The sequence below is a fragment of the Nocardia sp. NPDC050717 genome, assembly GCF_040654275.1.
GTDB lineage: Bacteria > Actinomycetota > Actinomycetes > Mycobacteriales > Mycobacteriaceae > Nocardia.
Genome location: NZ_JBFAHR010000041.1, coordinates 1 through 1048 on the forward strand (window position 1 = coordinate 1; position 1048 = coordinate 1048).

The 1048-nt window shown below is 70.4% G+C and carries 2 protein-coding genes; both read right to left on the minus strand.

Annotated features, from left to right (window positions below; all coding sequences use genetic code 11):
- Positions 1–146 (minus strand): SDR family NAD(P)-dependent oxidoreductase (locus tag AB0H56_RS31955; protein WP_357170548.1); only part of this gene is annotated, 146 nt, incomplete at its 3' end.
- Positions 143–1048: acetyl-CoA C-acyltransferase (locus tag AB0H56_RS31960; RefSeq protein WP_357170552.1), on the minus strand; the 906-nt coding region annotated here is incomplete at its 5' end. The genes AB0H56_RS31955 and AB0H56_RS31960, both read right to left, overlap by 4 nt.

Sequence of the window (1048 nt, forward strand, 5' to 3'; positions counted from 1 at the left end):
TCGACGGCCTCGTCCAGGGCGTCCCTCTTGCGGGCGGTGATGACGACCTTCGCGCCGTCGTCGACCAGCCGCTGCGCGATGCCGAGCCCGATTCCGCGGCTGGCGCCGGTGACGATCGCGGTCTTGCCCGCGAACCGGCCGGTCACGACAGCCGCTCCAATACAATGGCCATGCCCTGGCCGCCACCGACACACATCGTCTCCAGCCCGAACTGCTTGTCGTGGAAGCGCAGCGAGTTGATCAGGGTGCTGGTGATGCGGGCACCGGTCATGCCGAACGGATGACCCACCGCGATCGCGCCGCCGTTGACATTCAGCTTGTCCTCGGGGATGCCGAGTTCGCGCGCCGAGCCGAGCACCTGCACGGCGAACGCCTCGTTGATCTCGACCAGGTCGATGTCGTCGATGGTGAGACCGGCACGGCGCAGCGCCTGCTTGGACGCCTCGATCGGGCCAAGACCCATGATCTCCGGCGACAGCCCGGACACGCCGGTGCTGACGACCCGCGCCAGCGGAACAAGACCCAGATCCCTGGCCTTGGTGTCGGACATGATCACCAGCGCGGCCGCGCCGTCGTTGAGCGCGCAGCAGTTGCCCGCCGTCACGGTGCCGTCGGGCCGGAACACCGGCTTCAGCTGACTCACCGCCTCCAGCGTGACGCCCGCGCGGGGGCCGTCGTCGGTACTGACCACCGTGCCGTCGGGCAGCGTCACCGGGGTGATGTCGGTGGCCCAGAAGCCGTTCGCGATGGCCTTCTCGGCCAGGTTCTGCGAGCGCACGCCGAACGCGTCCTGCTCGGCGCGGGTGATGCCGGTGTACTGCGCGACGTTCTCGGCGGTCTGGCCCATGGCGATGTACACATCGGGCAGGGACGCGTTGGCGCGCGGGTCGGCCCACGGCGCGGCGCCGCCCTCGGCCCGCTGTGCCGTGCGGGCCACGGCGTCGGCGAAGACGGGGTTCTGGGTGTCGGGCAGCCCGTCGGCGTTGCCCTTCCCGAAACGGCTGACGGTCTCCACGCCGGCCGAGATGAACACGTCACCCTCGCCCGC